6 protein-coding genes are annotated in these 8,957 nt (G+C 72.3%); all 6 read right to left on the bottom strand.

All coding sequences use genetic code 11. The features are described 5' to 3' along the window. Positions 1 to 63 precede the first annotated feature (63 nt). Entirely contained in the window at positions 64 to 966 is a 903-nt protein-coding gene (locus tag C1I93_RS24920; protein ID WP_111245721.1) for a sulfotransferase domain-containing protein, read from the bottom strand. Positions 967 to 976: 10 nt separating this feature from the next. Beyond that, positions 977 to 2,620 (bottom strand): lipopolysaccharide biosynthesis protein, encoded by a 1,644-nt coding sequence (locus C1I93_RS24925; RefSeq protein WP_181445312.1) that lies wholly within the window; start codon positions 2,618 to 2,620, stop codon positions 977 to 979. Beyond that, entirely contained in the window at positions 2,617 to 3,969 is a 1,353-nt protein-coding gene (locus C1I93_RS24930; protein ID WP_223256201.1) for an O-antigen ligase family protein, read from the bottom strand. Before C1I93_RS24930 ends, C1I93_RS24925 begins: the two co-directional genes overlap by 4 nt. A gap of 3 nt (positions 3,970 to 3,972) precedes the next feature. Further along, positions 3,973 to 5,589: a lipopolysaccharide biosynthesis protein gene (locus C1I93_RS24935; RefSeq protein WP_111245719.1), complete on the bottom strand. Its 1,617-nt coding sequence runs from the start codon at positions 5,587 to 5,589 to the stop codon at positions 3,973 to 3,975. 49 nt (positions 5,590 to 5,638) lie between these two features. Beyond that, complete coding sequence (locus C1I93_RS24940; RefSeq protein ID WP_181445313.1) at positions 5,639 to 7,579, bottom strand: hypothetical protein; 1,941 nt, start codon at positions 7,577 to 7,579, stop codon at positions 5,639 to 5,641. A 190-nt stretch (positions 7,580 to 7,769) separates the two neighbouring features. Next, positions 7,770 to 8,813, bottom strand: a complete 1,044-nt coding sequence (locus tag C1I93_RS24945) for a glycoside hydrolase family 26 protein (RefSeq protein WP_223256200.1) — start codon at positions 8,811 to 8,813, stop codon at positions 7,770 to 7,772. Positions 8,814 to 8,957 lie beyond the last annotated feature (144 nt).

Below are 8,957 nucleotides of genomic sequence, written 5' to 3' on the forward strand. Positions count from 1 at the left end.
CGGCCGGCACCGTCGAAGAGTTGGAGAGTCGGTTTGTGGTTCGGGTCAGGTGGCCGGTGGCCGTCACGGCGCCCGCTCCGGCCAGTCGAGGGTCAATCCGAGGCGCTGCCGCAACGCCTCGTTGTGCGGGCGGTAGTACGCGGCCAACTCGGCCCGCGCCGCCCCTTCCGGCGGTGCCTGGTGACTGCCGTTGAAGACCTCGAAGTCACCAGGCGTGAACGGAGGCAGGCCGAGAAAATCCAGGGTCCGCCGGTAGGTCGCCCGCGCGTCGCGGAAAAGATCCTCGCTGGGCAGGAAGAGGAACTGGGAGCTGTCGAAACGTGCCAGCCATGGCGTCAGGTGCTCCAGGTAGCGGCCCCGGGCCCGGTAGCTGTACCAGTCGTAGGACGCGCTGGCATGGGCCGGATCGGCGATCAGCCGATCGCGCTCCCCCGCCGTCCGCGTCGGCTCGGCCGCCAGCGCGGCGGCGAAACCCAACGGCTCGACGCCGTTGGCACGCCGTTCCTTCCAGTGCGAGTACGCCCGCTCCGCCGGGTCGCGCAGCAGCACGATCAGCCGCACCGTGGGCATCAGCGCGGCGACCCGCTCCGCGACGAGCGGATGGAACATGTACAGCGGGGCCGCCTCCCCCGCCCGCACCGGACCACCGTGCCGGCGTTCCAGCGCCTCCCGCTGGCGCAGAGTCGGGAAGTGCGAGCGGTACCACGCCTCACCACGGCCCCAGTTGTGCGTGAAATAGTGCGACGACTTCGCGTTCCAGGCCGGAAAGAGCCGGGGCACCAGCGGATGCCGGATCAGGTAGTTCCACAGCGAGGTGGTGCCACCCCGTTTGGTGCCGATGATAAGGAAGTCCGGCAGCGGCCGGCGTTCGCTGGTGCGTATGCCGTAGTCGACAAGGCCCTCCCGGACCCTCTTCGTCACCTGGGCGGGCACCACCTGCTTCACCCGGTCCCGCAGCGACGGCACCACCACTCACCTACCCTTCACTATCGGTTGCGGCTTGACGGTGTGTGGCAGCTCCGGCACGCCCACGCGGATCTGCCCCCAGGGCCGTGCGGAGGCCGGCGCGCACCCCGGGCCGGGTCACCAGGCCGAGGCAGCCGGCGGCCGACAGACCCACCGCCACCATCAGGCCGGCCGGGCCGCCCGCGGGCACCAGCCGACCGAGCAGGGCCGCGCCGCCCACCACCAGCAGGACCAGCCCGGCGACGCGGAACACTGTGGTGTCGAGCAGCGGCTGACCCACCACCCTGCGGGCCCAGGCGTACGCGACCAGGTTCTCCACCACGATCCCCGCCGCCCAGGCCAGCCCCGCGCCTGTCGCGCCGTGGGCGGGGATCATCAGCACCCCGAGCGAGACGGTGACCAGCAGCCCGGCCGAGGTCGCGCCCAGGTGACGTCCGCTGTGCCCGCTCATCAGCAGCAGACTCTGCACGTTGCCGACCCCGGTGTTGACGAGCATCGCCACGGCGAGCACGGCCATGGCGACGGTGCCATCGACAGCGAAGTCCGCCCCGAACACCTGCAGGAACACCGCGCCGTGCAGCGCCAGCAGCAGATAGATCGGCCAGCAGAGCGCCACCGACCAGGCGGTCATCTGCCGGTGCACGGTCGCCGCCGTCGCCGGCCGGCCCTGCCCGAGCAGCCGGGACAGTTGCGGCGACACCGCCACCCGCAGTCCCTGCATGGCGAGCTGGCCGGCGAGGATGTAGCGGCCGACCGCGCCGAAGACACCGGCCTCGGCCGGTCCGGCGAGCACCGAGGTGAGCAGCACCCCCACCCAGACGGCACCGGCGTCCATGGCCGCCGAGGCGGCCCGGGGCAGGGCGAACCGCCAGAACGTACGCCAGTCCTCCGGTGCGGGTCGGAGCCCGACGCCCCGGCCGACACCGAGCGGGCCGGCGACCAGGGCCAGGCAGAGCAGCAGGGTCAGCGCCGCCGGCACCAGCCACCCGGTCAGCCCGACCACCAGCCCTCCCCCGGTCAGCAGCGCCAGGCCGACGAGCGTGGGGCGGGCCAGCGGGAGCAGCACCGACTGCACGGTGAGGTAGGCGCGCAGTGGCCGGACGCAGCGCAGCGCCGCCAGCAGCAACGTCATGGCCACCACCACGGGGATCGCGGCACTGCTCAGCGCGATCACTGTGGCACCGTCGACAGGTGCGGTGTCCAGCAGCCGGGCGGCGACCGGTTCGGCCACGAGCACGCCGGCGACGGCGACCATGACCGCGACCGACAGGGGCGGTAGCAGCGCCACCGGCAGCAGCCGGGCCGCGTCGCCGGACGCGCCGGCACGGCGTCGCGGCAGCAACCAGATCAGTCCGGTCTCCGCGCCCAGGGTGCAGACGGCGGCGGCCACCGTCACCACCCCGATCGCGGCGAAGAACGCGCCCGAGCCGCTGGTGCCGTAGCCACGGGTGATGACCACGGCCAGGGCGAAGCCGAGCAGTCCGTTGACCGCCGCACCGACCAGGCTCGCCGAGGCGGTACGGGCGCTGCGCCGGGTCTCCCCCGTACCGTCGTGCCGGCCGGTCGCCGGCACCTGGTCGTCGGGCCGGTCCGGCGCGACCGCCGGCCGGTCCGCCGCTACCGTCCGGCCATCGGGGCGCGCCGCGGCCCTCATCCCGGCACCGCCTCGGCGATGGCGGGTGAGTCGTCACGCCGGAGCGTCGCCTCCCGTGCGACAAGGGCCATCGGCACGGCCACGGCGAAGCAGGCGACGGAGACGGCCGGGCTCGCCATCCCGTAGAAGGGCAGCTGCGCCAGGCAGATCACCGGCACCACGGCGAGCCACTGCCCGGCGGCGCCGGTGGCCCGGGCACAGATCACGGTGGCCACCACGAACCAGGCCAGGAAGCAGACGAGCGCTGGCACGCCGTGACTGAACAGCACCATCCAGAGCTGACCCTGGGTGCCGATGGGTTCCTGCGCGGAGACGGTGTCCGCGCTGACCGGCGCGCCGTAACCGAGCCACGGCGAGTCACCGATGCGGCGCAGCACCTCGGCGTAGAGCCCGAACCGGTCGGCGTTGGTGTCGCTGCCCGCGACCCGGTCACCGATCAACCTGGTCACCGGAATGAACAGGTTGGTGAGCAGCGCCGCGCAGAGCACCCCGAGCACGGACAGGCCCACCCGCACGTTGCCGCGCAGCGCGGCCCGCACGCCGAGCACCGCCAGCCCCACCCCGAGGCTGGCGAACATCACCCGGTTCAGGGTGAGGAAGGCCGGCGCCAGCGACAGGGGCAGCGACACCAGCACCGCCCAGCGCAGGACACCCCGCCGACGCAGCATGGTGAACGCCACCGCGCACGGCAGCGTCATCGCGTACACGCTGCCGTAGTTGTTGGTGTACGGGAAGGGCGCCGTCGGCCGGTAGGCCGGATCCACCGACCGCGAGCGGTATTCCGTGGTCGCCACGTGCACCAGGTCCCGCAGGTATTCGTGGTCGGCCAGCCCGGCGGGCAGCAGCAGCTCCACCGGGGTGGTGAGGGCGAGCCGGGGTGCCAGCACACCCAGCCAGCCCAGCGCCACCAGACCGAGCCAGAACACGCAGAGCGGCACGAGCACCCGTGCCGGGTCGGTGCCCTCGCGTACCCGGGTGTAGACGTAGACCCCGACCACCAGCGCGGTGAGGTAGAAACCCAGCCGCAGGGCGAACGGTGCCAGCGACACCAGCGACGGCAGGCGGATGGCGCTGAGCACGACGAGCGCCAGGAAGAGCAACCAGAGTCCGGTGCCCGGCGGCAGCGGCACCCGACCCCGCACCACCAGCATCGCGAACAGCACCGCGCCGAACAGCGACCAGCCCAGGTAGAAGCCGCCGAGCAGCCACCAGAGCGGCACCAGGCCGAACATCAGCAGCAACGGCCAGCCGGGCAGCCGGGGCGGCGACGCTGGCGGGTCCGGCCGGACCGGTTCCGGCGGCCCGTCGCCGACCGGGTAGGTCGCCGCGGGCGCTCGGGTGGCGGGCACGGCTCAGCCCCGCCCGTCACGGGTCAGCACGAAGCCCAGCGTGTTCACCCCGGCGGCCCGCAGCCGCTCGGTCAGCCGCCGTAGTTCGGTCTGCCGGGTCCGGTCCCGTTCCACCACCACCACCGCGCTGCCCTGGCGAGCCACCGCAACCCCCCGCTCGTCGGACTCGGCGGGCGGCGCGTTGAACAGCAGCAGGGGTTGGTGGGCACCCTGCCGGAACGTGCCGAGCAGGATGCTGCCGGCCCCCACCGGCAGCCCCCCGTCGTCGGGATGGCGGCCGTTCGCCGGAACCGCGCCGGGCGCCGTCCGGGGCAGGGTGAGGGTGACGTCGTAGTCGGACGGGGTACGCGTACCTGCCGGATAGGGCGACGGGCGGCGACGGACCGGGCCGACCCGGTCGCTGACACCGTCGACGCCACTCGGCGCGGAACGCGGTTTCGGCAGCGGCGGCCGGCTCGGGTCGGCGTACGCCGGCAACCGGTCCCGGTCGGCGAGCACCGCGGCGCGCAGCCGGTCCAGCCGCCCGCTGTCGTCGGCGACGAACACCTCCCGCCCGGCGACCGCGAGCGCGACGGCCAGCCGGGCGGTGATCGGGGTGGGATCCTCCCGGGCGCTCAGCAGGGTGACCCGGGCCGGCTGGTGGACCCGCTCCGCGATGGCCATGGCGACGTACCTGACGTCGGCGTCGACGGGGCTGCTTCGACTGGCGATGCCGCCCCGACCCCGGACCGTGCCGAGCAGGGGCAGACCGCTGGCGCGTCGCGCGTCGTCGACCGAGCGGACCCGCCGGTCCACCGACTCCCAGGCGTACGCCAGCACAACGCCGACGAGCGCGCCGCCGAGCAGACCGGCCAGCAGCAACAGCGCATCCCGGCCGCCGCCGGGCGAGACCATCGCCGGCTCGGCCGCCCGGGTGACCCAGCCGGGGTTGACGTCCACCGCCGCGATCTCGGTACGCGCGGAGTTCAGCTGGGTCAGTTGACTGTTGATGCCGGTCAGCTCGGCGGCGGCCGTGTCGCTGCCCCCCGGGCCGGCGTTGGCCATCCGCTTGCGGATCGCCGCCTGCTGGGCCGCCACCTTGGCGATGCTGTCGTCGTAGGAGCGCAGCATCTCGTCGCGCTGCCGCTCGTACATCGCCCGCCGGACGGCCAGATAGGACTCGGCGGCGAGGTTGACGTTGCGCACCGCCTCGTCCACCGAACGCGCGGCGTACGAGAAACGCAGGATCTGCCCGCCGGCTGGCACCTCGACATCGAGCGCGTCCCGCACCTCGCCCTGGTCCTGTCCATTCTGCTCGGCCAGCCGCCGCACCACCTCGGTGCCGGTGGCGATGCCGCTCTCCACGTTCATGTTCACCGCCCGGTCGGCGGCGGCCCCGCTGGGGCTGAAGGCGTCGGTGACGACCGGGCGCACGGCCACGACCGCGCTCGCGGTGTACCGGCCGGGCATCAGCACCAGATAAGCGAGCACGAAGACGAGGCCCAGCGCGGCGGCCGTCGCCACCAGTCCGGTGCGGTGCCGGGGCACCCGGAGCAGGTCGCCGAGGGTCACGGTCCGGTCCGGCGTGCCCTCGGCGACGGCCGGCCGAGTGGCCCAGGGGCCGTGCGAGGCGTCAGTCATCAGGCTTCACCGTCGGTCGGGTCCTGCCGTGGCGAGGTCTCCGTGGCGCTCACTGCACGGAGAAGAACATCGATGGGGTAGACCAGCTTAACCCCGAACTGCCGGTACTGAGTACCGTGCTCTGCGCACCGTTGACGACCGCCGCCGGCGCCGCCGTCGGGTCGAACGGGACGCTGCGCAGCGAACCGTCGGTGCTGCCGTGCACGATCCGCCCGCCCACCCAGGCCATGCCCCGCACCGACGACCAGGTGACGCCGGTGGTGGGCAGGCTGAACTCGGTCGCGCCGAGATAGTTGCCGTCCGGCTCGAAGTAGCGGTAATACAGTCCGTTGGTCCCGCTGCGCGTGTAGTAGAGACGTCCGTCGAGATGGAACGCGCCGGTCAGCTGCGCCGGATTGAACCAGGCGTTGTAGCCGGAGGACTCCCACGGCTCCCCGATGGTGCCGCCGGTGAACATGGAGATGTCGATCCGGCTGCCGGTCGGTGTGCCGGCCACCCGACGCGACCAGTAGATCCGATCGCTCACCCGCCAGGTCGCCCCGGCCTGCGTGTAGTTCGGTTGGTTCACGGTGGTGGCGGTGCCGAGGGTGGTGCCGTTGAAGGGGACCTTCGCCAGCCGCCCCTCGCCGACGCTGAGATACAGGTACCCGGTGGTCGCGGTCGGCGGGTTGCGCAGGACCACGTCGCGCCCGCCGGCCAGCGGGAAGACACCGAGCCGGCCGTGGTACTCGTTGCCCATCCCGTCGGAGTTGTGGCCGAAGTAGAGGCCGTCGCTGCCCCGCCAGAGCACCGGCACCTGCGAACCCCAGTTGCTGGCACCGTCCGGCAGCGCGCTGCCGCCCCGGCGGCCGGGATTCCAGTTCACCGGCATGCCGGTGGCCGGGCTGACCGCAGCGATGCCGAGCCGGTCGATGGCGCCGGTACCGGCCGCGTCGCTGGCGTTGGGGTTGTTCAGCCAGCGGAAGTGCCCGCCGAGGTAGATGACGTTGTCGGCCACCTCGACCGAGGTGATGGTGTCACTGCCTGTGTAGTTGACCCAGGTGCCCAGTTGGTTGGCGCCCCGGGCGGCGGTCTCGAACCGGACCAGCGCGTCACAGTACGCCGCCGGCCAGCCGGAACCGCCGTTGGTGCCGACCACGAACCAGCTGCCGTCCGCGCTGAAGCGGACGTCCTGCACGTAGTGCGTGAAGGTCTCCGGTTTCGAGCACGGCGGCACGAACTTCTCGCTGCTCCAGTTGAGCACGCTCGGCGTACCGGCGAGGGAGATCAGCGCCAGTTGGTTGCGGGGCAGGCCGTCGACGTACTGGAAGTTCCCTCCGGCGACCAGGGTGCGGCCGTCCGGGGTGATGTCGATGGTCCAGGCGTACGACCCGGTGCCGTGCCGGCCGACCGTCGCGTCCAGGGTGAAGGCCGGGTCGACGGCGCCGGTGGTGGCGTTGAGCCGGGCCAGTCCGGAGTGCGCGACGCCGTTGATCCAGTTGAAGGCGCCGGCAAGGTACAGGTGGTTCTGGTACAGCACCATGTCGCGGATCATTCCGCCGTCGGAGCGGCCGACCCAGCTGGCGACGGTCGCGCCGGTGGCGGGATCGAGCGCCACCAGGTTGCGCCGGGCGACCCCGTTGACGTTCTTGAAGGCGCCGCCGGCGATCAACGTCCCGCCCGGCCCGGCGATGAGCGCGTTGACCGCGCCGTCGAGCACCGGCAGAAAGGTGGTGGAGATGGTCCCGGTGGTCCGGTTGTACGCGAAGAGGTAGCCCCGGTTCAGCCACGACGAACTGGCCGTCTGCCGAATCTGGCTGAAGCTGCCGCCGACGTACACCATGTTGCCCACCTGCGCGAAGGCGCGGACCTCACCGTCGCGGGCGTGCGGGGTGTGGTCGGCGGGGTTCGCCGAGACCAGGGTGCCCGGCGTGGGGACCGGCACCACCGCCGCCACGGCTGCCGTGGTGGAGACGGCCAGCACGGCAACCACGGTCACCAACGCGATCAGACCGGCTCGACGCCGGGCCGCACGCCGTGGTAGGGAGATTCTGGGCACGCTACGCCTCCAGAGTGGACGACAGTTCACGTAGCGTCCCCCGTCAACCACGAAGGGCGATATCCGCCGATTGGCCGTTTAGCGGATCCGGAACCAGACAGCAGGGCGGGCCCCGCCGCCGTCCGGCCGACGCGACACGCCGTCAGCGCCCTCCCGTGGGCTGCCGCAGGTAGCCGTCCCGACCGGCGGCGGTGAAGCCGGCCAGCGCCGCCGCGTCGTGATCCATGGTCATGTCGCAGGTGGGCGTCGTCCGGGTCACGCCTGGCGAGTTGAAGTAGATCGCCGCCTTGATCTTCGGATGGACCTTCAGCGCCGCCGGGAACTCCTCGAACCAGCGCCGTTTGGCGGTCGGGTCGGCGGCGTCGAAGTTCGTGCCGAACTCGGCCAGCATCCGTGGCTTGCCCGCGCCGATGCCGTGCTCGTCCAGCCAGCGGTAGAACGGGCCGATCGTGTCGTGCGGGCTCTTCCAGACCGGGTTGCCGGTGCAGGCATGGAAGTTGTACGGATCCCAGGCCACCCAGTCCACATAGCGGTCACCGGGATAGAGGCCGGCGTACCTGTCGTAGTGGCCGGACCAACCCATCACCGTCCACACCCATACCGCGTTGCCGGCCCCGGCCGCGGTGAACCGGTCGTGCACGTGCCGCCAGGCCCGGACGAAGTCGGCGTCGCTGCCCTTGGCCGGCTCGTCCTCCGGCTCATGATCGAATCCCAGGAAGACCGGCACCCCGGCGGCCCGGATCCGCCCGGCCACCGCGTCGATCGTGGCGTCATGTCGGCCGCTGTAGACATCTGACCAGGTGAGCACGGCACCAGTGGAGAAGACGCGGGTCTCCCAGGCGAAGAACATGAGCCGCCCCTGGCGCATCAACTGCTGCTGGAAGCCGTCCGGAAAGGCCCCGTTGCTGCCGACACCGGAGAAGTCGTGGTAGCGATGGACGATGTCGAATTTCCGCCCGACCTTCGCCTCCACGTCGGTGATCGCCCGCCCGTGGTCCCAGGTCGCCGGGTCGGTCCGCGAGTACATCCCCCACCAGGCGCCGCACTCGGGCACCAACTTCTCCGAGACGCCCCCACACCCCGTTGCGCCGACCGAGGACGTGGCGGCGGCGGGGGCGGGCGGCGCATCGGCGCGCAGCGACACCACGGCCGCCGACCCGAGCACCAGCGTCAGGCCGAGAGCCATCGCCGTACGCCGAGAAGCCGCTGATCGACACAACTTCAGGGATGTTGCTGTGTCAGCCCGGGCGCGAGGCAGCAACAACCCTGAAGTTGCGTGGCTCACCGAAGGGACACGGCCGCGCGCAGGGCGGCGGACATGGCGGGGCGG

It is taken from the genome of Micromonospora endophytica, from assembly GCF_003236305.1.
In the GTDB taxonomy this organism is placed as follows: domain Bacteria; phylum Actinomycetota; class Actinomycetes; order Mycobacteriales; family Micromonosporaceae; genus Micromonospora; species Micromonospora endophytica.